Origin of the sequence: Catenuloplanes indicus (genome assembly GCF_030813715.1) — a bacterium.
Classification (GTDB): Bacteria; Actinomycetota; Actinomycetes; order Mycobacteriales; family Micromonosporaceae; genus Catenuloplanes; species Catenuloplanes indicus.
On the sequence record NZ_JAUSUZ010000001.1, the window covers coordinates 4,760,903 to 4,787,306 of the forward strand.

Here is a 26,404-nt window from a genome sequence, read left to right on the forward strand (position 1 = left end):
CAGCGGACCGGCCCGTCTGCGTTTCCGCTTCGCTGGCCCGGTGCCCCGCTGAAGAGAACATTACAGGGAGTCCGCTTCGGCGCCAAATCGGCCCCCCTACCGTTCAAACGTGCCACTTTGAGTTACCGATTCAACACGTGTTGCAAACGCTTCGCCTCCCGCACCAGGCGGGACGAGCCGCCCCGCGCGGCAACCGCGTCCAGCTCGGCAAACGACCCGCGGGCACCCGCGGCCGGCGCCACCTGCGCGGACAGCTCCAGCAGATCCGGCAGCGCACGCGGTGTGAGCGGCAGCAGTACCGGAAGTGCCACCGTGAGTAATTGCCACGCTCCACCGGAACCGCCGGACCGGTGGATGTCGCCCAACGGCCCGACCACGCGGCTCAGCTTCACCATTCCGTCCGTGGCGAGGTCGGCCAGCGCCGCGCCCACCCCACCGGCGAACGTGGTCCCGCGCGCGAGCAGCAGCAGGAACGCGTCGACCGCGGCGATCCGGTCCGGTTCGTGGCGGGCGCCCAGCGCGTACGCCACGGCGTAGGTGAGCGCGGGTCCGACCGGGCCGTCCCCCTCCGCGAGCTGCGGCAGCAGCGCACCGGCCCCCTTCTGCTCGGCGTCGGCGAGGCCGGCGATCGCGGGCAGCGCCCAGGCCGCGATCGTGTCCCGGTGGTGCGGGAGCACGGCCGCCCACACGTCACCGGCCTCGACGTCGGCGTACGACGGGTGTGCTGCCCGAGTCAGGCGCAGCAGGCGGCTCTCCAGGATCAGCCCGGTCGGGCGCGCGTGGGCCGGCTCCAGCGCGACGACCACCCGCCGGTCCACGTCTCCCCAGCTGTAGTAGTTCCTCTTCTCCCGGGCACGCTGCTCGATCACGGTGCTGACCGGGTCCGGCAGGCCGCCGCCGCGCAGCCAGTCCGCGAACCGCCTGCCGGACTCGCTGGTCAGCGCGGCCGCCCGGCCGGCAACGGCCGGGTCGACCTCGCGGGGCACCCGGACCAGCGCCTGCTCCAGGTCGAGCCGCCACGGCTGCCACCCCTCGACCTCGGCGCGGATCAGCCGGTCGAGCAACACCGCGGCGTCGAGCGAGCCGTTCACGTGGGTCGGCGTGGCGACCAGCATCGGGACCGGCGCCCGGTGAATCCGCCCGGCGATCTCCGCGACCCGGAGCGCCAGCACCCCGGGCGGGCCCTGGTCGGCCCCGTCGGTTCCGGGGAGAGTCCCGTCCTGCCAGGCGTCCCGGACGGACGCGGCCATCCGCTGCCAGATGCCGGCCTTCCGGTCCTGCGGTTCCGTGATGCCGCGGAGCACCTCGCCGAGGGAGATGTAGGCCGGCCGCCGGACCCACGTGTTCCGCACCAACGCGTCGGCGTGCCGGGCGAGCACCGGGCGAAGCGCCGTGACGAGTTCGTCGCGGCGGCTGGCCGCGTGCAGCGCGACGACGCCGGCGAGCACCCGCTCCCAGCGGACCGCGGTCTCCGTGTGCACCAGACTGCTGATCTCCTCGGCCAGCTCGTCGGCGCTCGCGATCGGCGGCGGCATCTCGGCGGCAGGCGGGGCCGGTGCCAACGCGACGGCCGGGTCGACCGGCTCCGGCTCGTCGATCGTGGTGCCGAACAGCGCGGCCGCACGGGCCGGCAGGTCGCCGCCGAGCGGGGCCGCCTCGTCCGCGAGCCGGGCCACGTCGCCGGGGCCGAGCTTGCCGACGTGTTTGCCGACGATGGTCAGCGCGCGCTCCTGGATGTCGAGCGCGGTGTGGCCGAACGCGACCGCGACCGTGGCCATGATGTCGCCGAGCCGGTCGGGCTCCCGGCGGGCGATCTTCTCCAGCGCGGAGAGCTGCGTCTTGACCAGCGTCTTCTCCTTGCGGAGCAGCACGGCGGCGGACGCGTCGAGCAGCGTCTCCAGCTCCAGTCGGCCGATCTCGTCGACCGCGCGGAGCGCACGCTGGCCGAGCGTGGCGACCGGTGCCGGCGCGACCGGCAGCAGCTGGGCGTAGTCGAGCACGCGGTCGGCCTGCTCGGCCGGGGTGGGGGCGAGCGTGTCGTGCAGCGCGGTGAACGCCCGCAACGCGTTCGGCCGGTCGCCGCGCACGAGCCGGTCGAGCGTGCCGTCGAGCAGCATCGCGCGGTCGAGACGGCCCTCGGCGGCGAGCCGGGCGAGCGCGAGCATGACGTGCGGCTTGGTGTCCCACTCCCGGGTGTCCGGGTTCCACTGGCCGGCGACCAGCTCCGCGCCGAGGCCGTCGATCTCGAAGATGGACGGCAGCAGCAGGTCGAGGTAGGGGTCGTCGCGCAGCCGGTCGATGACCGGCACCGGCTTCTCGTTGTGCTCGAACCGGGTGATCCGGGCCAGCCAGCCGCGGGTGACGGCCTCGGTGACCGGCGGTGTGGTGCCGGACTCGGCCAGCAGCGTGGCGGCGAAATCCCACTCGCCGGACCAGGCGACGTCGCGCGCGGTGAGCTTGCCGGCGATGCGGGTGGCCAGGTCGCCGAGCCACGGGACCTGGCGGGCGCGCACGACCTCGAGCAAGGGCCGCCGGGGGATGCGGCCCCAGCCTTCGCGTATGTCACGACGGGTGAGCAGCGCGGCGGCGCGGGCGGCGGTCGGTGCGGTGCCGAGCACGATCAGCCCGAGGCCGGCCTGGTCGGGCGTCAGCGAGCCGCGCCACCAGTCCTCCCCCTTGATCGACTTGATCTGTGCCTCGACCAGTGGCGCGAGCGCGAGCCGGTCCTCCTCGGAAATCTTGCTGAGCAGGCTGGCGACGCCGCGGTAGTCCTTGTTGCGCTGACGGCGGTCGAGCCACTGAAGGAGCGTGTCGGTGCTGGTGGGCAGCTCGGTGGTCATGACAGCACCTCGGCCGGCTCGTCCTGGTCGGCGGTCTCGCCGGTGCGGACCATGCGGGCCGCGAGTGCGTGCTTGCACGGGCCCCGGTCGCCGCGGTGCTTGGCCCACCACGGGCAGGTACAGGTGAACGTGTCGTCGGCGAGCATGCGCACGCGGTAGGTCTCAGCACCGCTTCGTACCGTGGCGGAATCTCCCTCGATCGTCACGGCACCGGCCGTGACCAGCGCGCGGGCGCCGACGAGTCGCGGGTTCAGCTTCGCGGCGGCGGACGCGTCGTAGGGCAGGGTGCGGTGGAAGTAGCCGGCCTCGGCCACGTCGAAGCCGACCCGGCCGGCCGTGCCGAGCTGGGTGAGCGCGTCACGGACCCGCGCGGCGGGCAGCCCGGACGAGACCGCGAGCGCGTCCACGTCGATCGTCGGATCCCAGGCAAGCAGCGCGCCGATCAGGTCGGCGTCGTCGGCCGCGTCGTCCGCGGCCAGCGACTCCAGCACCGCGCCCTCGCCGGAGAAGCCACGGTACGGCTCCGGGGAGAGCGTGAGCGACAGGCGCATGGCGGGCGAGCTGAGCTCCCAGGTGCTGGCGACCGGCCCACTGCCCGCGGCGACGGCCGGACCGTACACCCGCAGTGTGGTGGCGAAGCGCAGGAACGGTCGGAGCGCGACCAGACGGCCGGCGCCGGGCAGACAGACCGCACCGGGCACCGGGCGGGAGGTCAGGCGCAGCGACCGGCCGGACGGGATCGCCCAGAGCACGCCGCGCTCGGCGACCGGCAGGCGGTGCAGCAGCGCGCGGGCCTCGGCCACGCCGACCTCGGCGCGCGGGTCGAACCTCGACGTGATCACCTGGGCCTCGGCGAAACCGCGCAGCCAGCGGGACGGCAGCGGCACCTTTCGCTCGACCAGCGGCCCGTCGAACGTGGTGACGGTCAGATCATCCGGCCCGACCGAGAGGTGCATCGGGTCGGTGCGGCCGACGCGGGAGAGCGCGCGCTGGAGCGGCACGTTGACATCCACATTCGTCGTGCCGTGGTCGGTGATGGTGCCGTCGACACCGGTCGGCAGCACGTCGAGGCGCGCGTAGACACCACAGCAGCCGGAGAACGACTCGAAGCGCAGCCGGTCGGAGCCGGCGGTCACCACCGGGTCGAGGCTCGCCGGGCTGACCGGCCGGAAGTATCGGGTGCGGGCGACCTCGGCGACGGCGAGCAACCCGGCCGCGGCGGCGCCGGGCTCGGTGAGGAAGCCGTCGAAGAACCGCGGGTGGGCGGACGGGCCGCCGGACGTCTGGAGCAGGAGCCCACTGTCCGGCACGAACGCCGAGTGATCGAGGTATGCGTATGCCGCCGCGCTGACCATGCCGACACGCTAGTAGTGGGGTACGACACTTTCTGACCACCTGGGCTCCCGCCGGGCCGTCTACCGCTCGGAGCGACGTACCGCTGGACAGGTTTTGAGCTGGCCTTGAGCAGCCTGTCCCGGAATCGTCGGCGTGGATGGTGTCTGCTTCCCGGGGTGGGCACTCGGCGGGGAGGTCGGTCGGTGCGCGTGCGTGCGGGTCGGATCATAGGGACGAGTGCGCTGGTCGTGGCGTTGTCGGCGTGCGGGACCGCGACCGGCACGGAGCCGGAGTGGCGGGCCGGGGACGTCGAGGTGACCGCGGTGTCCGAGACGGAGCCGAGCCCGAGCGCGGGCCCGAGTCCGTCGCCCAGTCCGGTTCCGGTGGCTGATGAGCAGGTACCGGAGCAGGGGGACGGCGCCTACGAGACGGCCCGGGGCTCGAACTACGTGATCGGCAAGGGGCGGACGTTGATCACGTACCGGGTGGAGGTGGAGTCCGGCGTCGACTGGGGTGACCTGCCGAAGGTGATGACGGACGACTTCGCGGACGCGATCGAGACCGTGTTCGAGCATCCGCAGAGCTGGCCGGCCTCGGACAGGTATCCGGTCACCGAGCCGGAGCACGGCATACACAACGAGTCGTGGCGGTTCCAGCGAGTGAGCGGGCCTCAGTACAAGGTGCGGATCCGGCTGGCCTCGCCGGACACGGTGGACCGGGTGTGCCGGCAGGTGGGGCTGGACACCGAGGGCAAGTACTCCTGCAAGTCCGGAAACATCATCATGATCAACCTGCGACGCTGGCTGCAGGGTTCCGGCGTGGCGTCGGTGGACGAGTACCCCGCCGCGGTGATCAACCACGAGATGGGGCACTACCTGGGGTTCGACCACCAGGGGTGTTCCGGCCCGGGCGAACTCGCGCCCATCATGATGCAGCAGTCGATCGATCTCGGCGGCTGCAAACCGAACCTCTACCCGTTCACGAAGGACGGCGAGTTCGTCACCGGGCCGTACCTTCCCTCCTAGAGCGTCGCGGCGAGCCGGTCGGCGAGCAGTCGGGTGAACCGGGACGGGTCGGACAGTTCGCCGCCCTCGGCCAGCAGCGCCATGCCGTAGATCAGCTCGGCGGTGTCCTTCTGCGCGTCCTTTGAGCCCGACTCAATAGCGGTACGCAGACCGGTCACCAGCGGGTGCGTCGGGTTCAGCTCCAGGATCCGCTTGACGTGCGGCACGTCCTGGCCCATCGCGCGGTACATCTTCTCCAGCGTGGGCGTCACGTCGTTCTCGTCGCCGACGATGCACGCGGCCGACGTGGTGAGCCGGGAGGAGAGCCGGACCTCCTTGACGTTCTCCGACAGCGCGCCGGTCATCCAGGTCAGCAGCTCCGCGAAGTCCTTCTTCCGCTGCTCCTGCTCCGGCTTCGCGGCCTCCTTCTCCTCCTCCGACTCCAGGTCGACCTGGCCCTTCGCGATCGACTGCAGCGGCTTGCCGTCGAACTCGGTGACCCGCTCCACCCAGACCTCGTCCACCGGGTCGGTCAGGATCAGCACCTCGAAGCCCTTGGCGCGGAACGCCTCCATGTGCGGCGAGTTCTCGATCATCGAGCGGGACTCACCGGTCATGTAGTAGATGTGCTGCTGGCCGTCCTTCATCCGGCTGACGTAGTCGGCCAGCGTGGTCACGCCCTCCTCGGCATGCGTGGAGGCGGCGGACAGGATCTCCAGGATCGCGCCCTGGTTGTCCGTGTCGTTGATCAGGCCTTCCTTGACCGCGCGGCCGAACTCGCGCCAGAACGTCTGGTACTTCTCGTTATCGTTCTGCTGGAGGTCCCGTACCGTCGAGAGGATCTTCTTGACCAGACGCCGGCGGACGGCCTGGATCTGCCGGTCCTGCTGGAGGATCTCGCGGGAGATGTTCAGCGACAGGTCGTGCGCGTCCACCACGCCCTTGACGAACCGCAGGTAGTCGGGGAGCAGCGCCTCCGCGTCCTCCATGATGAAGACGCGCTTCACGTACAGCTGCGGGCCGCGCTTGCCCTCGCGCATGAACAGATCGAACGGCGCTCGCGACGGGATGAAGAGCAGCGCCTCGTACTCGAACGTGCCCTCCGCCTTCATGTGGATCGTCTCAAGCGGGTCCGACCAGTCGTGGCTGATGTGCCGGTAGAAGTCGTTGTACTCGGACTGCTCCACCTCCTTGCGGGGGCGGGCCCAGAGCGCCTTCATCGAGTTGAGCGTCTGCGTCTCGTACTCGACCGTCTCGTCCTCGCCGGTCTTCTCCGTGGTCATCCGGATCGGCCAGGAGATGAAGTCCGAGTACCGCTTGACGATCTCGCGGATCTTCCACTCGGTGGTGTAGTCGTAGAGGTGGTCCTCGCTGTCCTCCGGCTTGAGGTGCAGCGTCACGCTCGTGCCCTGCGGCGCGTCCGCGACCGCCTCGATCGTGTAGGTGCCCTCACCGGCGGACTCCCACCTCGTACCCTCGGCCTCTCCTGCCTTGCGGGTCGTCAGCACGACCCGGTCGGCGACCATGAAGGTCGAGTAGAAGCCCACGCCGAACTGACCGATCAGTTCCGCGTTCTCCTTCGCCTCGCGCAGCTTGGCCAGGACCTCCGCGGTGCCGGACTTCGCGATCGTGCCGATCAGCCGGACCACGTCCTCGCGGGACATGCCGATGCCGTTGTCGCGTACGGTCAGCGTGCGCGCCTCCCGGTCCGCTTCGATCGCGATGTGCAGGTCGGACGTGTCCGCGTCGAGGTCCTTGTCGACCAGCGACTCCAGGCGCAGCTTGTCGAGGGCGTCGGACGCGTTCGAGATGAGCTCCCGCAGGAAGATGTCCTTGTTCGAGTAGATCGAGTGGACCATCAGCTGCAGCAGCTGGCGCGCCTCGGCCTGAAACTCCAGCGTCTCGGTGCTCATGTGACTCCGTGACTCCTCGGGTCGGAAGAACTCTGGAATTGAAGAATAAAGCCGATTGTGCGCTGACCCGGGGACCGGTAGCTTCCCGTGCCGACACGGGGAGGACTCCAATGACGACAGCGTTCCGCGCGCTGATCTCCATCATCATGCTGGCCGGCTTCTACCTGGTGGCGCTGCTGCTCTTCGTGGCCGGCACCGCGCTGGCGATCTGGGTCGGCAGCCACAGCAACAGCGGCGCCGGCGCTACCAAGATCGCCCTGTTCGTCTTCGGCGCCACGGTCTGGGCGGTCGGCTACGGCACCTGGAAGGCGGTCCGCGCGCAGAGCGGCGACCCGAACGGCATCCCGCTGCGCCGGGACCAGGTGCCACACCTGTGGGCGATCGTCGACGAGCTCGCCCAGGCGGTCGGCACCCGCGCACCCGACGAGATCTTCCTGGTGCCGGAGGTCAACGCGGCCGTCTCCGAGAAGAGCCGGCTGATGGGCCTGATCGGCGGGCGTCGCACCATGCTGATCGGCATGCCGCTGCTGCAGACGTTCACGGTCGCGCAGCTGCGCTCGGTGCTCGCGCACGAACTCGGCCACTTCTCCGGCTCGCACACCCGGCTCGCGGCCGTGTCGTACCGGGGGCGGATGGCGATGGGCCGCACGATCGAACACCTCGGCGCCGGCAACCTGGTCGGCTACGTCTACCGCGGGTACGGCCGGTTGTTCCTGCTGGTCGACAACGCGGTCAGCCGCCGGCAGGAACTCGAGGCCGACCTCGCGTCCGTCCGGGTCGCCGGCCGGGCCGCGGCCGCGAGCGCGCTGGAGGAGGTGCGCGTGCTGGACGCGGCATTCGACTTCTACCTCGGCCGGTACGTCGGACCCGGGCTCGACGCGGGCGCCGCGCCGGACGACCTGTTCGCCGGATTCCGGGAACTACTCACCGCGCGGGCCGAGGAGATCGCGGCGCTGCGTTCGTCCGCTTCCTCGGCCGAGGAGCGGCAGTCCCGCTGGGACAGCCACCCGCCGATCGGCGTCCGGGTCGCGGCGATCAACGCGGCGCCGGAATCCCCAGTCACGCCGGACGACCGGCCGGCCGAGGTGCTCATCCCCGAGCTCGGGCAGGCCGGGCTCGCGCTGCAGCAGCACATCCTCGGCGGACGCAACCTGACCGTGCTGCCCTGGCAGCAGTTCATCGGCACCGGCGCCAGCGCCCGGCTGCAGGACAACATGGACGGCCTGCTGCGCGCGCTGACCCGGGCGCTCGGCGTGCCGGTCACCGACGTCGGCGCGGTCCTCGACCAGATCGAGGCCGGCCGGCTGCCCGCGATGGCCGCGGTGGTCTTCCCGTCCGCCTCCCCCGAGGAGGCCACGAAGCGCTTCGCCGACCCGCTCGACGCACTGTTCTCGCTGGCCGCGGTGCGCTCCGGCGTCGCCAGCTGGGACCACTCGTGGACCGGCGCACCCCGGCTGCTGGCCGCGGACGGCTCCGAGCTGGACCTGGCACCGGTGGCGCGGCTCGCGGTCGACCCGGCCACGCTCGCCTCGGCGCGCGCGAAGCTCTCGGACCTCGGCATCGACGTGTCCGCGGCGAAGCAGGTCGCGGCGACCGTACCGTTGCGCCGCGCGTCCGTGCTGGGCGGCGTGATCAACATGAAGGTGGCGGGGGCGTACACCGACGTGGTGGTGCTGGACACCGGCGTGGCACTGGTCCCGTCACTGGGCCGGTTCGCGATGGCCTACAAGAAGCGCGGGCGGATCATGGACTGGGTGCAGCAGGGCGACGCGGAGGCCGTGGTGGGCACACCAGGCACGCGCTACATCCCGATCGAGGAGATCGCGTCCGGCGGCAAGGTGCGAAAAATCCCGCCGCGGTACGAGATCGTGCTGCGCAGCGGCGAGACGGTGCAGATCAACGGGTCCATGCAGGCCGAGGAGCAGAACAACGCCTACAGCCGGCTCCGCGAGCTCCTCACGGCGGCGTCGGCTAGGTGATGTTTCATGTGAAACATGGCCCTCGTGCAGTTCCACACCGCGCCCGGAACGCTCGATCTCGGCTGGGGGCATCCGCATCCGGATGCCCTACCGGTGGGTGAGTGGGCGGAGGCGACCGCCGCGGCGCTGCGCCGGTATGGAGCGGCGGCGCTCACCTACGGGTACGCGGCCGGCCCGGGTCCGCTGATCGAGTGGATCAAGTCACGGGCGGGCGGCGAGGTTTTCGTGACCGCGGGAGCGTCGCACGCGCTGGAGCTGGTCGCGAGCGTATTCGGCCGGGGTGGCGGCGTGCTGGTGGACACGCCTACCTATCACCTCGCGCTGGCCACGCTCGCGGACCACGGGCTCGACCTGGTGGCGGCACCGGCCGACGCGGACGGGATCGATCCGGCGGCGATGCTGGAGCTGATCGAGCGGCGGCGTGCGGCGGGGCGGCCGGTGACGCTGCTCTACCTGGTGCCGACGTACGGGAACCCGACCGGGCGGTCGCTGCCGGCGGCGCGGCGGGCGGAGTTGATCGAGGTGGCGCGGCGGGGTGGCGTCACGATCGTGGAGGACGACACGTACCGGGAGCTGTCGTACGACGGCGTGCCGGCACCGGCTCCGCTCTTCTCGGCGGACTCGGCCGACACGGTGATCCGGATCGGGTCGTTCGCCAAGACGGTCGCTCCCGGGCTACGGCTCGGCTGGATCACGGCGTCGGCGGACCGGGTCGCGGCGCTGGTCCGCCGGGGTTACGTCGACAGTGGCGGCGGGGTGAACCACACGGCGGCGCTGGCCATGGCGGAGTTCGCCGGCTCCGGGGCGTTCGACGCCCATCTCGAACGGATCAGGCGGCGGTATGCCGGGCAGCGTGACGCACTCGTCGACGCGCTGCGCCGGTATGTGCCGCAGGCGGCGTTCGACGTACCGGCGGGGGGCTGGTTCTTGTGGGTGCGGCTATTGAGTGCGGATCAGTTGGTGGAGCCGGCGGCACGGCACGGGGTCGGCTTCCTGCCCGGCAACACGTTCTTCCTCCACCCGGCACCCGGCCGCCCGATCCGGCTGGCGTTCTCCCACTACGGCGAGGCAGATCTGACCGAGGCCGCCCGCCGCCTGGCGACGGCCGCCGCGAGCCTATCGCCGAAGTAGGCGACCTCGGTCCACCGCGTTACGCGCTCTCAACCGTCCACACCCACCCCGGTACGGCGTATGCCGAGTCCGCCCGTGCCACGACCAGGACGTGCGTGTGCTCGTGGGCGATCGTAGCGGCCAGCGTTTCCTCATCGGCGAAGCTGCCGGGCCGAGCCGGATCTGTGCGCCAGTGAGTTCCGAGGGTGTACAGGTGCCGGCATCCATGTGATCGAGGTATGGCGAACCGCCTCGCACCGGACGGTGGGAGGCGGTTCGTTCGTACACGGCTTTCTGATCCGTAGTCAGATGGTTTCGGTGGCGCGGGAGCGGTGGCGGTAGTGGGCGATGGCGCGGGCGGTCAGGAGGTCGGTGGCGGCGGCGTCGGTGAGGGCGGCGACCAGGATCGCGGCGCCGGGGAGGAGGCGGGCGGCGGTGCGGAGGGCGAGCCAGCCGCCGACGCGGGCGGCGAGCGGGGTGGCGAGGCGCCAGATGCCTTCCAAGGGGTGGGCGCGCAGCGCGCCACCGCCGTGTTCGCCGATCGCGTTGTCCAAGGCGGCGCGGGCGCTTTCCGGGCTGGCGTGCAGCCGCAGCAGGACCAGCAGGTCGACGGCGCGCTCCGGGGCGGCCGGGTCGGCGCCGTAGGCGGCGGCCACCCGCAGCACCACGGAGGCCTGCACCCAGGCGACGGAGGCGTACTCGACCACCGGCGCGTAACCGCCGGTGGTGGCGGCCAGCATTCCGGTGACGGCGGAGGTGCGGGCCGAGCGCATCGTCGCCAGCCGGGCGAGACCGTCGGCGTCGGCTGCCGGGTAGAGATCGCGCATCTGGCGTGCCCACTCGCCGGCTCGCGGGCCGAGCGTTTCCACAGCGGACAGCGCCAGGAGTTCACCGGCGTGTCCCGGACGCTCGATGAGCCCGGCCCGGACGGTGGGTGAGGCGAGCGTGGCAGCAGGGGGCCGGTCCGTAGCGCGGCTCTCCGCCGGCTGAGGAGCGGTGACGGCTTCGGCCGGCGGTTCCGCCACCTGCGCGGGAGCCGGGACCTCGGCGGCAACGTCCTGTGACGCAGCCGCCAGCGTCTCGACCGGCGCCGGCTCCTCGGCCACGACAGCCTGTGACGCTGCCACCGGAGTTTCGACCGGCGCCGAAACCTCGGCCGTGGAGTCCGCCGGTCCGGCGGCCGGGGTCTCATCCACCGCCGGGGTCGACACGGCCGCAGGTTCAGCGGCCGAAGTATCAGCCGGTGGAACCTCGGCCACGGCGTTTCGGGGGCCATCGGCCGAAGCTTCGACCGGCGCCGCAGCCTTGGCGGCGGCGTCCCGTGACGCAGCCGCCGGAGTCCCGACCGGCGCCGGAACATCGGCCGGTCCGGACGTCGGGGATTCGGGCGCGGCGGAAGTGTCGTCCACGGGCGAAGTTGCGGCCTCGGTCTCCGGCTCGGTGGCCAGCGCCTGCGCCGGCTTCTCCGGCTGGGTGCCGGCGGCGCGTGGCTCGGCTTCTGGGGGTGCCTGGCTCTCCGCCGGAATCGCGTCCGGAGCCGCGGGTGGGGTCTCCGTCTCCGGGGAAGTGCGGGGCTCTGCCGGGATCGAGGTCGAAGCGGGGGCCGGTGTGTCGGTGGGCAGGAGAAGGGGTTCGGCACGCTTGGCGGGAATTCGCCGCGAGACCGCGGCCTTTTTCGTGGCCTTGGTCACCTTTGCGCGCTTGGCCGGGGTGGGATCGGCCGGTGCCGCGGTCACCTCGGATGCCGCCGGACCGGCCGGCGTCGTGGGGACGGCCGGCGCCGCCGTCACCTCGGGCTTCGGCGGCGCGGCGCCTTTCGGATCGGCTGCTTCAGCGATCTCAGCCGATTCAGGCGTCTGGACGAAGTTCGGCGTTTCGGCTGGTGAAGACTTCGCTGGCGATGCGGCACGGCGGGGCGCCGGTGCCTTTCGGGGCACCGGCGAAGCGGCCTTTCGAGGCGTGGCCGCTTTTCTGGGCGATGCTTTTCGCGCCGACGGCGTGTCCACCGTCACATCCGGCGATTCCGGCGTCGGTGGTGCTTCGTCCCGTACCGGCGAAGGGTCTTGGTTTTTGGCTTCTTCACCCGCTCTGACCTGCGGCGGAACCACCGGTGGTGCGACCGGGGGCCGGAATGTCACCGCGGGTGGCGGTGTTTTACGGCCCGCGTTCCGTTCCGGCTTCGGTTCGGTCCGCTCCGGTTCGGCGGCTCGGAACGGCGCCTGGGACGGCCGTGACCGATCGCTTGACCGCTTGCCCGCCCGGCCCGGTTCGTCACCGTGCCGCGTGCCCTCCGCATGGTCCTCCATGCCCAGGTAGCCTAGCTGTTGACCACGGTTTTGCAGCCCGGCGACCGTGCCAGGAAAACCCGTTCCGGCGCGGCCGGGGAGGTTGCTTTGCCCCCGCCGGGACGGGCACGGTATCCTCGTTCCGCGGTGGCCTACGGGCTGCCGAGGAGACTTCGCCTAGTCTGGTCTATGGCGCCGCACTGCTAATGCGGTTGGGGTTTAACGCCCCTCCCGGGTTCGAATCCCGGAGTCTCCGCGCGAAAGTCAGGTGTGTATGCTGACTGAGCAAGCAAGGAAGTAGCAAGGCAAGCGCCCGTAGCTCAATGGATAGAGCATCTGACTACGGATCAGAAGGTTAGGGGTTCGAGTCCCTTCGGGCGCACCAATGTAAAAGGCCTCCCACCGCCGGTGGGAGGCCTTTTACATTCTCAGCCCGGCCCGCGTAGTGCGTCGACCGGTTGCATGCGGGCGGCGCGGATCGACGGGTAGAGGCCGGCCAGCAGGCCGACCACGGCGCCGACCAGGGGGGAACCGGCGGTGAGGGTGGCGTCGACGACGGGGGTCCACTGGCGGGCGACGCTGATGGTGACGACGGCGAGGATGCCGGTGCTGGCGCCGATGATGCCGCCGAGCAGGCCGATCACCACTGATTCGAGCAGGAACTGGGCGGCGATGTGGTGACGGCGGGCGCCGAGGGCCCGGCGCAGACCGATCTCGGCGGTCCGTTCCATGACCGTCACTAGGGTGACGTTGGCGATGCCGAGTGCGCCGACGATCAGTGAGACCAGGCCGAGGATCAGGAGCAGGCCGCTGACGTCCTGAGCGACACCGGTGCGGAGCGTGGCCGGGTCGGGTGGCGCGTCGACCTGGAGGCCGGCCGGATCGTTGGGGGCGAGCGCGCGCGGCGCCTGTTCGGCGATCAGGGTTGCGCCGCCGAGGACCGTGGTGATCGCCACCGTGGTCACCGGCCCCAGGTGGAGGCCGTCGTCGGCGGCGGTCCACGGCAGGATCACGGCGTTGGCCAGCACCTGCTGGTCCGCGCGGCCGACCGTGCCGAGTACACCGATGACGGTGTAGGGCTTGCCGTCCACCAGGACGGCGGGCTGGTTGTCGATGCGGGTGAGGCCGAGCTGAGCGGCGGCCTCGGCGCCGAGGACGGCGACCCGGTCGCGGCGTTCCACGTGACCGGTGTCGAAGAACCGGCCCGCGCCCATCGTGGTCCGGGCGGCGTCGAGCAGCGTGGGCGTGGAACCGACGACGGGCAGCAGCCGGTCGAGGATGCGGGTGGGGTCCTTGACCGCGTTGGCGCGTACCGGCAGATCCTTCCCCTCCTGGCTGCGGGAGTAGGCGGCGACCGCGGTGACGCCGTTGAGCCGTGCCACGTCGTCGGTCGCGGTCCAGCGCACGGCCGGTGGTGTGTCCGGGTCGCTCGGCCGCGGTACGTGCACGGTGACCTCGGTCGCGGTGGCCGCGTCGAACCGGCCGGCGATCTGGTTGCCCGCGGTGGCGGAGACACCGAGTGTGGTGACCAGCGTGCCGATGCCCATGACTATGCCGGCGATGGTGAGCGCGGTGCGGGCCGGGCGGGAGCCGATGCCGCTGATGGCCTCGCTGATCAGGTCTCGCCAGGTGAGCCGGCTCATCGGCGGTTCCTTTCGAGGAGCGAGAGCCGTCCGTCGCCGATGTGGACCTGCCGGTCCGCGCGGGCCGCCACCGCCAGGTCGTGCGTGATGACCAGCAGGGTCGCGCCACCGGCCCGGAGTTCGTCGAAGAGGTCGAGCACCGCGGCGGTGTTGGCGCTGTCGAGGTTGCCGGTGGGCTCGTCGCAGAGCAGCAGCGCGGGGTCGCCGAGCAGAGCGCGGGCGATGGCGACGCGCTGGCGTTCTCCGCCGGAGAGCCGGCTGGGCAGGAAGTCCTGCCGGTGTCCCATGCCGACCCGGTCGAGCGCGATGATCGCCTGTCGGTGCCGGGCGGCGGCCGGTACGCCCGTGTAGAGGCCGCCGAGCATGACGTTCTCCAGCACGGTCCGGTACATCAGCAGGTGGAAGGACTGGAAGACGAACCCGATGCGGGAGCCGCGCACCTCGGTGCGGCGCCGGTCGCTCATGGTGGTGGTCTCGGTGCCCTCCAGCGTGTAGCTGCCGGCATCGGGTACGTCGAGCAGCCCGAGCACGTTGAGGAGGGTCGACTTGCCGGAACCGGAAGGGCCGACGATGCCGACGTAGTCGCCGCGAGTGACTCGCAGGTCGATGCCGGCGAGCGCGGTCACCGGCGGGTGGGTGGGGAAGACCCGGCTGACGCCGGCCAATTCGAGGACGTACGTCATGAGCCGCTGACCACCACACGGTCGCCTGCGGCCAGCGCGGCCCCGTCGCGTACCCGCACCTCGACGTTGCCGTCCGCGGTCAGCCCCGGTTCCACCGGCACGTCTCGGGTCTGGCCGGTGCCGGTCTGGACGGTCACCCGGGACTGCCCGTCCGAGGCGGTGAAGATCGCCGCTACGGGCACGGTGAGCACCTCGCCGCCGGTGTCGCCGACGGTGATCCGCACCTGCACCGACTGACCGGCGAGCGCGGCGGCCGCCTTGGCGTCGTCCGGTTTCAGCTGGAGCGGGGTGCCGAGTGCGGCCGGGTCCTCGCCCTCCTCAGCCGCCGTGGTCGCGTACTCCGCACCCAGGCCGGTGACCTTGGCGGTGAGCGTGCCGCCGGCGGAGTCGTGCAGGGTCGCGGTCATGCCCGGCTTGAGCAGTTCGGCGTCCTCGACGGCCACTGTCGCGTTCACCACCAGGCCCGGGTCGGCGACGGTGCCGACCGGGCCGGCCGGTGCGGTGCCGGCCTTCGCGGTGACCGTGGTCAGCTGGATCGGCAGCTGCGGCAGGAACATGATCTCGCCGCTGGGCACGCTGATGCCGTACGTGCGCCGGAACTCGGCGAGGTCGGCCTGGGCGTCGGCGAGTGTCTGACCGCCGGCCTCCTTCGCGTCGGCGACGGCCCGTTCGAGCAGCCGCAGTTGCGAGCGCTGCTCGGTGCTGGGGGCCGTGGCCGCGTACCCGCGCGCGGTGTAGAACGCGTCGACGGCGCTGAGTGCGCTCTCGTCGAGCGGGCCGGTGGCTGCGACCCAGCGGGCCGGGAGCAGACGGCCCAGCGCGGCGCGCAGCTGCCGTACGTCGTCTCCCTCGGCGCCCCGCACCAGCGTGCGGTACATCGGCACCGTCCCTTTCAGGACGAAGACCGGCCGGCCGTTGACCTCCAGGAGAACGTCTCCCTCGCGCAGCGTACGGCCGGCCGTGGCGGTCTTGGTGACCAGCTGCGGGCCGGCTTCACCGTCGCCCGCGGCCACGGTGCCGGTCAGGGTGATCGGCTGTTCCTTGCCGTAGGTGATCGAGCCCTGCGTGGTGACCGTGGAGGTGAGGATGCGCTTCTCGACCGGCACGGTGATCAGTGAGGCGGGCGGTGGCTCGCGGTCGGCCGCGGCGTCGGCCGGCGACTTCACCTGCGTGGCGACCAGCCACCCGGCCGCGCCGGCGGCCAGGGCTACGGCGGTGGTCAGAGCCACCATCCGCACCGGCCGCCGGCTGGGGAGACGGAGGCGCACGGTCAGCCCACCCCGCCGCCGCGGGTGACGATCGAGGCGTACTCGGTGCGGGCGATGGTCGCGTAGTCGCCGCGGCAGTCCAGGTCGGCCAGCGATGCCGTGATCTCCTCGGCCAGACGGGTCTTCGCCTCGGCGGCGCTGACCGGCTCACCGTTCATCATCGGCGCGTTGATCAAGTCGTAGACGCCGTTGTCGATCAGTCCAGGTTCGGTCGATGCGACCTTGTAGCCCTTGCCGCGCAGGCAGTCGCCGTACTCGTGCGCGGCTTTCACCACGTCCGGGTCGGTGCGGTACTGCTCGTAGGCGCGGGCCTCCTCGGCCTGGACGTCGGGGTCCGCGGAGCCGAGATACTTCTCGTAGGCGAGGTCGGAGCAGCCCGGCTCGGTACGGCCGGCCTTGGGGTCGGAGCTGAAGGCCGCATCCCACGCCTGCTGCCGCGCCGGGTCCAGCCCTTCCCGGATCTTGTTGTTCGGGTTGGCGTCCGGGTTGACGTCGGGCAGCTTGACCATCGGGTCGTCCGGGTAGAGCTGCGCGCTGTAGATGCCGAAGCCGTACTTCTGCCGGTACTGCCGCAGTTCCTCGTCCGTCTTGAGCAGGCTCGCCGCGCCGGTGAAGTCGGCCGATCGGGAGCGTGTCTCGATCGGCGGCACGACCTCGTACTGGAAGCCCTTCTCCTTCATGCAGTCGGCGATCATCTTCTCGGCTTCCTGCCGTTTGGCCGCCTCGTCGGACAGTCCGCCGGCCGCCGCCGGCTCGGTGGCCGCGGGAGTGCCGGTGCCGGTGTCGGTGCCGGTGCCGCCGCAACCGGTCAGCAGGGTCAGACCGGTGACGGTCACGGCGATGGAGATCAAGGTACGTCGCATGAGGAGAACTATCGGCCGGCGCGTGGTCCGGCACCGTAAGCGTGCTGCTTACGCTTTCTTTACCGTCCCCGTCCGCGGCAGGAAGACCTCGACACGCAGCCCGTCGCTGCCCGAGGACGTCCCGGTGATGCTGCCGTCGTGCGCCTGCACGATCGACCGGACGATGGTCAGCCCCAGCCCGACGCCGCCACTGTGGTCGATACGAGACCCATGGAGCCGCCGGAACGGCTCGAACAGCCCGGCAACCGCTTCGGCCGGTACGTCGTCGCCGGTGTTCTCGACCGCCAGGGCCGGTTCGCCGCCCACCACGACGGTGATCGTCCCACCCGGCCGGTTGTACTTGATCGCGTTCTGCACCAGGTTCGACACCAGACGTTCCAGTAGCACCCGTTCGCCGAGCACCACCCTGGGCGTGAGCCGTGGGGTGATGGTGACCTGCGCCTGGGCGGCGCTGTGCCGGTGCTCGTCGAGGACCGAGGCCACGATCGTGTCCAGCCGGAGTTCGCTTCGGGACGCCAGGCCCCGGTCGGTTTCGCTGAGCACCAGAAGTGCCTCGATCAGCCGTACGTTCCGCTCGTTCGTCTCGAGCAACTGCTCGGAGATGACCCGCAGTTTCTCCGGGCTCGGATTGCGGGCCAGGCCGACCTCGATCAGTGTTCGCTGCACCGCGAGCGGGGTGCGCAGTTCGTGCGAGGCGTCCGCCGCGAACCGGCGCTGCGACTCGTAACCGACCGCCACCCTGCTGATCATGTCGTTGACCGCGCCCGCCAGGTCCGCCATCGCGCCACGGCGCGAGCCGCTGTGCACCCGGTAGGAGAAGTTCTGCGGGCCCAGGCCGCGGATCTGCGCCGCCAGCTCGCGGATCGGCTGGCCGACCGCCCAGTGCATCCCCGTCATGGCGACCGCGAACAGGACGGCCAGGATCAGCAGCAGCATCACCTGGTACGTGACGTCCTCGTCCGCGCCGGCGCTGCAGAACCTGCCGGCCGAGAGGGAGCCGTCCTCGCGCGTACAGGCTCGGACGAACAGGACCTGAAGCCACTGACCCGAACCGGCGGCGGCCTCCCGGGACAGGTAGGCGCCCACCGCCAGCACGACGCAGATGAGGGCCGCCCGCTGGAACGGAGAGGGCAGCCTCATCGGCCGAGCCGATATCCCACCCGCGGCACCGTATGGATCACCGCTGGGGCGCCGAGCTTCTTCCGCAACGTCATCACGGTGACCCGCACACTGTTGGTGAACGGGTCCGCGTGCTCGTCCCACGCCTGTTCCAGCAGATCCTCGGCGCTGACCACGGCGCCGTCCGCGCGCAACAGGATCCGCAGCACCGCGAACTCCTTCGGCGAGAGCCGCAGCGGCAGCCCGTCCCGGGACACGGTGTGCCGAGGGACGTCGAGCACGATCCCGTCCCGCTCCAGCACCGGCTTCTGCGCCTGGTTCGCCCGCCGGCCCAGCGCCTGCACACGGGCCACCAACTCGGCGAACGCGAACGGCTTCGTCAGGTAGTCGTCGGCGCCCATACCCAGGCCTTCGACCCGGTCCCGGATCCCGGCCGCGGCGGTCAGCAGCAGGACCCGGGTGTCGATGCCGGCGTCGACGACGTGCCGGCACACCTCTTCACCGGTCAGGACCGGCATGTCCCGGTCGAGGACCGCTACGTCGTACCGGTTCACCGTGAGTCGTTCCAGCGCCGCGTCACCGTCGTAGACGACATCGACCGCCATCGCGAACTCCCGCAGGCCGTCGGCAACCGTGTCCGCCAGGATCCGCTCGTCGTCGGCGATCAGTACCCGCACGCCAGCACCACCCCCCGGCCGCACACTGTGGCAGCACCGACATAAAAATACGATAAGCCCGGCGGCCTGCTGCGCTACAGCCAGGACACGTGCGGGGCCAGCAGGGCGTAGCCGACGAACGCGACGATGTCGAGGATCGTGTGGGCGACGATCAGGGGCATGACGCGCTTGAAGCGAAGGTGGAAGAGGCAGAAGACGACGCCCATCACGATGTTGCCGATGAAACCGCCGAAGCCCTGATATAGGTGGTACGAGCCGCGGAGCACCGAGCTGGTGAGGATGATCGCGGGGACGCGCCAGCGGAGGTGTTCGAGGCGGCGCATCAGGTAGCCGACGACCAGCACCTCCTCCAGGACGGCGTTCTTCGCGGCGGCCAGGACGAGGACGGGCACGGTCCACCAGACGTCGTTGAGCGCGGACGCGACCACCGTGGTGTTCAGGCCCAGTTCGCGGGCGACCAGGTAGAGGCCGAGGCCGGGCAGCCCGATGCCGGCGGCCAGGGCGCTGCCGGAACCGAGGTCGAAGAACGGGCGGCGGAAGTCCAGGCCCATGCCGGCGGCGCGGTCACGGGCCAGCAGGTGCAGCGCGAGCGCGACCGGCATCAGCGCGAAGAAGATCCGCAGCAGCTGGAGTGTCAGGTCGAGGTAGGGGCGGTCGGACGCGGCCGGGTTGAGCGTGGACGTCTGTGCGGACAGCGGCGTGGACGCGGTGAGCCGGCCGACGATGTTGACCAGCGAGAAGACCGCGGACTGGCCGAGCGACAGGCCGAAGACGATCAGCAGCTCGAACCGGAGGGTACGGTCGCGGTGTGCGAGGCCGTCGGGGGCGTCCAGGAGCGCGGTCACCTGAATACTGTGCCCCATCCGGGTCCGGTCGCACAGCGCGTCCGCGCGGGGCGCCGGGCGAGGCCGAGGATCGCGGGTCATGGGCGATCTGCCGCACCTTCTGCGCGAGAGCTGGGCCGTCGTCGAGGAGCAGCGGGAGAAGCTGGCGGGCTACTTCTACGCGCGGATCTTCCTGTCCTATCCGCATCTGCGTGAGCTGTTCCCGGTGCAGATGGACGTGCAGCGGTCGCGGCTGCTGAGTGCGATCGTCACGGCGGTGCAGACGATCGACGATCCGGAGCGGCTGGACGACTATCTGCGCGGGCTGGGCCGGGATCACCGGAAGTTCCAGGTCACGCCGGAGCAGTACGGAGTGGTCGGCGACGCGCTGCTGGAGTCGTTGCGGATCTTCGGGGGCGACCGCTGGACGGCGGACTTCGACCGGGCCTGGCGGGAGGCGTACGACATGATCTCGCAGAAGATGATCTCCGCGGCGCGGGACGAGACGGGCGATCCGGCGTTCTGGGTCGCGGAGGTGCTCAGCCACGAGCGGCGCGGGCGGGACATCGCGGTGCTGACGGTGCTGCCGGGGCAGCCGCTGGAGTTCCGGGCCGGGCAGTACGTGAGCGTGGAGTGCCCGGCGTACCGGCCGCGGGTGTGGCGGGTCTACTCGATGGCGAACGCGCCGCGCCGGGACCGCACGCTGGAGTTCCACGTCCGCGCGCTGAGCAGCGGGTGGGTGTCCGGCGCGCTGGTCCGCCGAGTGCGCGCCGGTGATCTGCTGCGGCTGGCCGCGCCGATGGGCTCGATGACGCTGGACCGCCGCTCGACCCGGGACATCGTGTGCGTGGCCGGCAGCACCGGCCTGGCCCCGATCAAGGCGCTGCTGGAAGAGCTGACCCGGTTCAACCGTACGCGCTGGGTGCACGTGTTCTTCGGTGCCGCGACCCGGGAGGAGCTGTACGACCTGCCGGAACTGCGGGCGATCGCGGCTGCGCACCCGTGGGTGTCACTGGTGCCGGCGTGCAGCCGGGACGCGAGCTTCGACGGCGAGCACGGCAACGTGTCGGAGATCGTCGGCCGGTACGGGCCCTGGAACGACCACGACTTCTACGTGGCCGGTTCGACGGAGATGGTCCGGGCCACGCTGCGCACGCTGGCCGCGCTGGACGTGCCGCGATCACGCATCCGGCACGACTAGCCCTAGTAGCGCCAGGGGAGGCCGCCGTCCTGGTACTCCTCGACCGAGACCAGGCGCGCGTCCGGTGGCATACGGTCGAGGTAGAGCCGTCCGTCCAGGTGGTCGATCTCGTGCGCGACCAGCCGGGCCATCGCCCGCTCGAACGTGGTGATCACGCGGGTGCCGTCCCAGCGTTCGTGCTCGACGTCGATGCGCAGTGGCCGGCGGACCGGGCCCCGCTCGTCGAAGAACGACAGGCAGCCCTCGTACTGGACGTCGGTCTCCGCGGACTCGGTCACCACCCGCGGGTTGATCAGCGTCACCGGCTCCACCGCCGGGTCCGGCGGCCGGATCACCGCGACCGCGACCGGCAGCCCGATCTGCGGCGCGGCCAGCCCCATGCCCTTGCGGAAATCGTGCAGCGTCTCGACCCGGCCGGCCGCGCGGTGCAGCGCCTCGGCCACGTCACGCGCCTGCCGGGCCTGTTCGGGCAGCGGGAGCCGGCGGGCCGGCGTACCAAGCCGGGTGTCGCCGCGTTGCAGGATGCCGGCCGCGCGCATGCGGTCGCTGGCCCGCTGGCCGCCGGTCGGTGCCGGGGTGCCGCGGAATCGCCAGGACAGTTTGTAGCGCGCGTTGAGCGGTGGCTCGTCCGTGGACCACTCGAAGACCGCGCGGTCGTTCTCCTCGTGCCGGGTGAACGGGGTGCGCAGCGGCGCTTCCTCGGCGGAGAGCGAGGTCTCCTCGCCCCAGACCGTGGGGTCGAGCGCGGCCGGGAAGTCCAGCCGGACGGTGAGCTGCCGGGTGGGCAGCCGGACCGCGCGCTGGAACCACTGGCCCCACTTCTCCTCGGCGACGGAGTACCCGTACTCGATCGTGGTGCGCTGGCCGGGGTAGAGCGGGAAGCGGCCGTTGTCGTTCTCGAAGAGCAGCCACATCTCCTTGTCCGCGTCCCGGTCGCGCTTCTTCCGCCAGCGCATCGGCTCCCGCGCGTACGGCGCACCCCAGAACGCGGTGAGTTTCAGCTCGTCGAAGGAGAGCGGGTGCTCGCGATGGTGCCGGTTGGAGCGCTCCGGGTCGCCGGGGTACCGGTCGACCGCGACCTTGACCATGTAGCGCGTCACCGGCTCGGTGCCGGCGTTGTAGAGCGCGCGCCGGATCACGCAGCGGTACTCGCCGTCGGCGTAGACCAGTTCCGCGATCTCCTGCTCGACGACCAGGCCGGTGCCGGGCGGCAGCCACTGCTCGGGCACGGGCGGGTCGCGGTGCGTGAGGCCGCTGGAGCGCACGTGGCGGAGTTCGTCGTACTCCTGGAAGCGCTGCCAGATGCGGCCGCCCGCGTCGAGCACGGCCTCGGCCCGGCGGGCGAAATCCTCGGTGGGGCGGTGGCGGCGGCCCTCGACGTGGCTGACGTAGGACGGGTCGAAGCCCATCCGTGCGGCCAGTTGCTTCTTGGTCATTCCGCGGTCGGCACGCCACTGGGACAGTTCGGCGGCGAACGAGTCGGCCGCCCGTTCCAGCGGCGAGGTCGGCGATGCCGGCTGTGCTGTCATCACGCGTCCTTCTCGGCTCCCGGGTCTTCAAGTGTCCGTTGCCCGACCGAACACCCGTGAGTGAGTAGCGCGTTACAGACAGAAGTATTGACAAACCCGACACGATCGTGTGCGCAGCGCTCTCCGGCAGTCACGAAGCGCAACATCGTTGGCGAGTTATAGGCGGATTTAGCGGGAATCATCGGTCTATCGATGGAGACCGGCCCTATCGTCATTGTGAGTAACCAAGCGGGCGAACGCCGCCAAGTCTGGTTAGGCTATCCTTAGCGAGCAACGGTGCGCCGCCGGTCCGGGCGGTGAACGATCTGACGAGGTGGCGGCGGCTATGCGGCGATGCATCCGGCTCACCGGCTCCGACTGGGAGCCGACAAGGGATCGGACCACGCCAATCACCGAACGTTATTCATTCATCACGCGAGTCGGCGACGCCGCGTGACCACGCTCGTCCATCGGCCGGCGCCCGTCGAACCGTTCGCACCCATCACCGCGACGCTGCGGGCCGCGTTCGGTAGCGCGTACCCGCTGCCGAGCCTGCTGCCCGGTCTGCTGGCGCACCGGCGTCCGCACGACTGGATCTCCGGCACCGACCTGATCACCGGCGACGCGCTGCCCGCGCTGCTGGACGCGGCCCGCCGCCTCTGGCAAGCGCAGCCGCACGCGGCCGCGGCGCTCGCCTGGAAGCACTACACCTACTGGGTGGCACTGCCGGCCGTGGTCGGCTGGGCCGGCGCGCGCCGGGTCCCGCTGCTGCGACCGGCCGACACGCTGATCCGGGTGGACGGCTCCGCGCCGCTGCTGCGCGTCGGGCTGTCCCCGTCGATCGAGATGGCGGTGCTGCCGAGCGACCCACTGGCGGCCGGGGGCCACCCGGGCGTACGGGTCGCGGCGGACGAGGCCGACCTGTTGGCCATGCTGCGCGACTCGCTGCTGGACGAGCACCTCACGCCGCTGCTGGACCGGCTGCGCGATCAGGCCCGGGTCGGTGCCCGCACGCTGCTCGGTTCGCTCGCCTCCGGCGTGGCGCAGGGCGTGCTCCGCACCGCGGACGTGCTACCCGGCCGTGCGGCGGACACCATCGAGACGCTGCTCGCCGCGCTCGGCGTGGCGGACCTGGTGGAACTGGTCCCGGACGCGGACGGCAGGCTCACGGTCCAGCGCCGCACCTGTTGCCTGGCCTTCACGCTACCGGCGCCGAAGGTGTGCTCCGGCTGCTGCATAAAGCAGTAGGACGCGTTATACACATGTTCTATCCACAGGCTGTGGATAGAACATGTGTATGAACGTCAGTCCTCGCTGATGGTGCTGGTCAGGTGGCGAACATCCCAGATCCACACGCCCTCGACCCACTTGGGCTGGAAGCCCAGGATGTCGCTCATCGCGCGCCGCATCTCGATGTCGTGCGCCTGCGGCGGCAGCACGACCAGGCCCGCCTCCCAGTAGCGCAGGTCGGCCAGAGTCTGGGCGCGGCGGGTGTCGTCGACCTTCGGCACCCAGTAGCCGGCCCACAGGTTGAAGAAGTATTGACTCGTCGCCCGCGGCGGCGCGGCAAACGCGCCGGTGCCGTCGATCGGGTTCTCGAACAGCCCGTAGCCGCGCGGCAGGCGCATGTCGTTGCCGGTGATCGCGGACCATCGCTGTGCGGCCGGGAACGACGCGTCCGGCAGCGGCAGCGTGACGACCGTGTGCTGCTCGTCGACGTACTCCCGCCAGGTGCCGTTGGTGATGAACGCGGGCGTCTCCATCATCGGCTGGGTCAGCAGCGGCGTCGGGAACATCGGGATCAGCGTCAGCGAGAGCACCGCGGTGGTGGCCAGCCGGACCGGGAGCACCGCCTTCGGCCGGTCCAGGAGCAGGCCGTTGGCGCGCTGCACGCCGAGCGCCAGCAGGACCGCGATCACCGGCGCGATCGCGAGCGCCCAGCGGGTCGGCACCACCGAGTTGAGGATCGGCACGCCGTGCAGCAGCGACCACAGGCCGGGGACGCCGGTGTCGGTGCCGATGTAGTGGATCACCGGGCCGAGCGACATGAACGCGAAGAGCAGTGCGACGGACGCGAGGCCGATCACCACGCGGCTCCGGCGCATCCAGACGACCAGGCCGACGAAGAGGATCGGGATGCCCCAGCCGAAGAACGCGTTCTCCTCGGAGGAGTTCTGCGTCATGTACATCGTCGTCTTCCAGTCGCCCGCGATCGAGCGACGGGAGTACGTCCAGAACGATCCGAGGTCGGCGCCGAAGTGCCGGATGTCCTGCGAGAGCCCGTGGTAGGACTGCGGTCCGAAGAACTGGATGTAGAGCGGGTACGCCAGGAGCGTCAGCGCGACACCGGCGGTCACGCCGAGACCGGCCACGAACGTCTTGAAGTGCCGGCGGTGCTCGGCCCGGCTCAGGCCCACGATGGTGACGAAGATGCCGACGCCGACCGCGGTCATGAACAGGATCTCGAGGTTGATGAAGGCCTGCCAGACGATCAGCAGGCCGAGCAGCGCGCCGTTGCGGACCGATCGTCCGGATTCCACCAGGCAGAGCGTCCGCCAGATGATCAGCGGGATCAGGAACTGCGAGATGATGTTGGGGTGGCCGTTGGCGTGCGCCACCATGCTCGGCGCGAACGCGGCGAACAGCGCGCCGACCCACGCCGCGACCTTCGAGGTGACGATGTGCCGGGACAGCACGTAGTACCAGGAGACGCCGGTGAGCAGCAGCGCGCCGGTGAGGAAGACGTTGAACGCGATGTGCGGCCCGAAGGCCAGCGTGATCGGCGTCATCGGGATGGAGACGGCCAGCACCGACGTGTTCGCCATCAGGTTGATGCCGTAGGGCACATTCACCTGGTACGACACGAAGGGGTAGGCGAAGTCGGTGACGACGCGCGCGCCGTGCGCCAGCATCCACTCGAAGAACGCCTGGTCCTGCGCGTTGACCAGCTCGTGGTCGAGGTGGAACCAGGCGGTGCGGGTGACCAGGAACGCCATCAGCGCAAAGCTCGCGACCGCGGCCAGATCCAGCAGGCGCGCGCGCCACCGCGGCGAGCGCAGGCCGGAAGACTGTTCCAGATCCTGTTCGAGAAGGATCCGCTCGGCTTCGATGTCGACCGAGGGCACGGCCACCCCGAGAGGCCGGTTCGAGGGGTCGATGTCCTGAATAGTCATAGCCACGCGAGCCTAACCGAGCTTGATAACGCGGATGTCTCTATGAGCTGGGGCAGAGGTGACGGTTACCCGTCTCGGTGACGACCATGGTCACGACAGGATCACAGTTCCGTTATCTGCGCGTAGCCTGTGCGATACATGTCTCAAATAGGTCATAAATTCACGCTTGCGGCGCCGCTCAACTTTCGATCATCGGCGTTGAGTGGTTAACTCTTGCGGTCTCGCTGAATCCGGATCACCACATGAGGGAACCCACACATGGCAGAGCTCACCGGCGACCAGCGCGTCCAATCCGAGGTGCTCGAGGGTCTTGCGACGGCGGTCAACCACCGACGCTGGTTCGTCGAGCTGGCGATCCCGCACCTCGGGGACGACCCGATCGAGATCGGCAGCGGCATGGGGAACTACGCCGCCGAGTGGGCACCGCACGTGTCGAGGTTCACCGCCACCGAGGCGGAGCCGGACCGCCTCGTGGAGCTCAAGGAGCGCTTCGCCGACACCCCGAACGTCGAGGTCAAGGAGATGCTGCTGCCGACCTCCGAGACGGGGTCGCACAGCACTCTGGTCAGCTACAACGTGCTTGAGCACATCGAGGATCATGTCGCCGCGCTGCGCTGCATGAAGGGCCTGGTACGCCCCGGCGGCAAGATCGTGCTGATCGTCCCGGCGTTCATGTTCGCGATGAGCCCGGTCGACTACGCCACCGGTCACGTGCGCCGCTACACGAAGAAGACGATGCGCGCCGCGATGGAGGAGGCCGGCCTCCAGATCGAGGTCCTGCACTACGCGAACGCGCTCGGCCTGATCGGCTACTACGGCGCGACCAGCATCTTCAAGCTGACGCCGAAGGAGGGGCCGATGGTGAAGTTCTATGACTCCCTCGTGCTCCCGGTCACCAAGGCCGCCGAGTCCCTGGTGCGCCCGCCGTTCGGCCAGTCGGTGTTCGTGGTCGCGCGAGTGCCGGAGTAAACGACTTATC

19 protein-coding genes and 2 tRNA genes are annotated in these 26,404 nt (G+C 70.7%); 8 read left to right on the forward strand and 13 right to left on the reverse strand.

The annotated features are described in order from the left end of the window. Positions 1–122 precede the first annotated feature (122 nt). Both J2S42_RS21365 and J2S42_RS21370 read right to left on the reverse strand, forming a co-directional pair. Positions 123–2,840: a DUF7824 domain-containing protein gene (locus J2S42_RS21365; protein WP_307241764.1), complete on the reverse strand. Its 2,718-nt coding sequence runs from the start codon at positions 2,838–2,840 to the stop codon at positions 123–125. Then, the gene (locus tag J2S42_RS21370; protein ID WP_307241766.1) at positions 2,837–4,195 is read right to left on the reverse strand and encodes a DprA-like winged helix domain-containing protein; all 1,359 of its coding nucleotides are present in this window, start codon (positions 4,193–4,195) and stop codon (positions 2,837–2,839) included. Before J2S42_RS21370 ends, J2S42_RS21365 begins: the two co-directional genes overlap by 4 nt. A gap of 363 nt (positions 4,196–4,558) precedes the next feature. Here J2S42_RS21370 and J2S42_RS21375 point away from each other — a divergent pair, with 363 nt between their 5' ends. After that, on the forward strand, positions 4,559–5,200 hold the full coding sequence (locus J2S42_RS21375) for a DUF3152 domain-containing protein (RefSeq protein WP_307241767.1): 642 nt from the start codon (positions 4,559–4,561) through the stop codon (positions 5,198–5,200). Here J2S42_RS21375 and htpG read toward each other — a convergent pair. Then, complete coding sequence (htpG, locus tag J2S42_RS21380; RefSeq protein WP_307241769.1) at positions 5,197–7,092, reverse strand: molecular chaperone HtpG; 1,896 nt, start codon at positions 7,090–7,092, stop codon at positions 5,197–5,199. The two genes, J2S42_RS21375 and htpG, sit on opposite strands and share 4 nt — an antisense overlap. A gap of 110 nt (positions 7,093–7,202) precedes the next feature. Here htpG and J2S42_RS21385 point away from each other — a divergent pair, with 110 nt between their 5' ends. Both J2S42_RS21385 and J2S42_RS21390 read left to right on the forward strand, forming a co-directional pair. Next, positions 7,203–9,071, forward strand: a complete 1,869-nt coding sequence (locus tag J2S42_RS21385; protein WP_307241770.1) for a M48 family metallopeptidase — start codon at positions 7,203–7,205, stop codon at positions 9,069–9,071. Between the two features lie 15 nt (positions 9,072–9,086). Continuing rightward, a complete protein-coding gene (locus J2S42_RS21390) occupies positions 9,087–10,202 on the forward strand; it encodes an aminotransferase-like domain-containing protein (protein WP_307241772.1) in 1,116 nt (371 codons plus the stop codon). 284 nt (positions 10,203–10,486) lie between these two features. Here J2S42_RS21390 and J2S42_RS21395 read toward each other — a convergent pair whose 3' ends face one another. Further along, complete coding sequence (locus J2S42_RS21395; protein WP_307241774.1) at positions 10,487–12,487, reverse strand: EcsC family protein; 2,001 nt, start codon at positions 12,485–12,487, stop codon at positions 10,487–10,489. A 145-nt stretch (positions 12,488–12,632) separates the two neighbouring features. On the opposite strand from J2S42_RS21395, the gene J2S42_RS21400 reads away from it, so the two are divergent. Beyond that, positions 12,633–12,722, forward strand: a tRNA-Ser gene (locus tag J2S42_RS21400). Positions 12,723–12,775: 53 nt separating this feature from the next. After that, positions 12,776–12,851, forward strand: a tRNA-Arg gene (locus J2S42_RS21405). A gap of 43 nt (positions 12,852–12,894) precedes the next feature. Here the strand turns inward: J2S42_RS21405 and J2S42_RS21410 are convergent. The 7 genes from J2S42_RS21410 to J2S42_RS21440 form a co-directional block, all read right to left on the reverse strand. Then, positions 12,895–14,109, reverse strand: coding sequence for an ABC transporter permease (locus J2S42_RS21410; RefSeq protein WP_307241776.1), 1,215 nt, complete (start codon positions 14,107–14,109; stop codon positions 12,895–12,897). Then, positions 14,106–14,792 (reverse strand): ABC transporter ATP-binding protein, encoded by a 687-nt coding sequence (locus tag J2S42_RS21415; RefSeq protein ID WP_307241778.1) that lies wholly within the window; start codon positions 14,790–14,792, stop codon positions 14,106–14,108. The genes J2S42_RS21410 and J2S42_RS21415 overlap by 4 nt, the downstream gene beginning before the upstream one ends. Next, the gene (locus J2S42_RS21420) at positions 14,789–16,060 is read right to left on the reverse strand and encodes an efflux RND transporter periplasmic adaptor subunit (RefSeq protein ID WP_307241780.1); all 1,272 of its coding nucleotides are present in this window, start codon (positions 16,058–16,060) and stop codon (positions 14,789–14,791) included. Before J2S42_RS21420 ends, J2S42_RS21415 begins: the two co-directional genes overlap by 4 nt. A 2-nt stretch (positions 16,061–16,062) precedes the next feature. Next, positions 16,063–16,923, reverse strand: coding sequence for a hypothetical protein (locus J2S42_RS21425; RefSeq protein WP_307241782.1), 861 nt, complete (start codon positions 16,921–16,923; stop codon positions 16,063–16,065). 48 nt (positions 16,924–16,971) lie between these two features. Beyond that, positions 16,972–18,063, reverse strand: a complete 1,092-nt coding sequence (locus J2S42_RS21430) for a sensor histidine kinase (RefSeq protein ID WP_307241784.1) — start codon at positions 18,061–18,063, stop codon at positions 16,972–16,974. After that, a complete protein-coding gene (locus J2S42_RS21435) occupies positions 18,060–18,719 on the reverse strand; it encodes a response regulator transcription factor (RefSeq protein ID WP_307241786.1) in 660 nt (219 codons plus the stop codon). Before J2S42_RS21435 ends, J2S42_RS21430 begins: the two co-directional genes overlap by 4 nt. 74 nt (positions 18,720–18,793) lie before the next feature. Beyond that, positions 18,794–19,564, reverse strand: coding sequence for a CPBP family intramembrane glutamic endopeptidase (locus J2S42_RS21440; RefSeq protein WP_307241787.1), 771 nt, complete (start codon positions 19,562–19,564; stop codon positions 18,794–18,796). A 79-nt stretch (positions 19,565–19,643) separates the two neighbouring features. Between J2S42_RS21440 and J2S42_RS21445 the strand changes: the two genes are divergently transcribed. Then, complete coding sequence (locus J2S42_RS21445) at positions 19,644–20,744, forward strand: globin domain-containing protein (RefSeq protein WP_307241789.1); 1,101 nt, start codon at positions 19,644–19,646, stop codon at positions 20,742–20,744. Between the two features lie 2 nt (positions 20,745–20,746). Here the strand turns inward: J2S42_RS21445 and J2S42_RS21450 are convergent, their stop codons facing one another. Next, positions 20,747–22,273, reverse strand: coding sequence for a peptide deformylase (locus J2S42_RS21450; protein ID WP_307241791.1), 1,527 nt, complete (start codon positions 22,271–22,273; stop codon positions 20,747–20,749). A gap of 432 nt (positions 22,274–22,705) precedes the next feature. On the opposite strand from J2S42_RS21450, the gene J2S42_RS21455 reads away from it, so the two are divergent. Then, positions 22,706–23,500 carry a hypothetical protein gene (locus J2S42_RS21455; RefSeq protein WP_307241793.1) on the forward strand — a complete coding sequence of 265 codons (795 nt, stop codon included), beginning with the start codon at positions 22,706–22,708 and terminating at the stop codon, positions 23,498–23,500. Positions 23,501–23,556: 56 nt separating this feature from the next. Here the strand turns inward: J2S42_RS21455 and J2S42_RS21460 are convergent, their stop codons facing one another. Continuing rightward, positions 23,557–25,425: a DUF6311 domain-containing protein gene (locus tag J2S42_RS21460; protein WP_307241795.1), complete on the reverse strand. Its 1,869-nt coding sequence runs from the start codon at positions 25,423–25,425 to the stop codon at positions 23,557–23,559. Positions 25,426–25,683: 258 nt separating this feature from the next. Here J2S42_RS21460 and J2S42_RS21465 point away from each other — a divergent pair, with 258 nt between their 5' ends. Next, entirely contained in the window at positions 25,684–26,394 is a 711-nt protein-coding gene (locus J2S42_RS21465) for a class I SAM-dependent methyltransferase (RefSeq protein ID WP_307241797.1), read from the forward strand. The last annotated feature ends 10 nt before the right edge of the window (positions 26,395–26,404 follow it).